Raw genomic sequence first — 210 nt, forward strand, 5'->3', positions numbered from 1 at the left:
CTGACGATCCCGGCGTCCACTTTGGACGAGCTGCTCGACTCGCTCGACCCGGCCGCGCTGGACGAGCGGACCGCCGCGAAACTGCGGCGGTTCCTCGACGCGAGCGCCGCCCCGAAGCAGGTCAACGACGACCTCGATGCCGTCACCGCCGACGGCCTGTTCGACTTCCTCGACCGAGAGCTCGGTCGGCCGTGAACCCGAAGGTGCGCC

This window comes from Amycolatopsis balhimycina FH 1894 (assembly GCF_000384295.1).
Classification (GTDB): Bacteria; Actinomycetota; Actinomycetes; order Mycobacteriales; family Pseudonocardiaceae; genus Amycolatopsis; species Amycolatopsis balhimycina.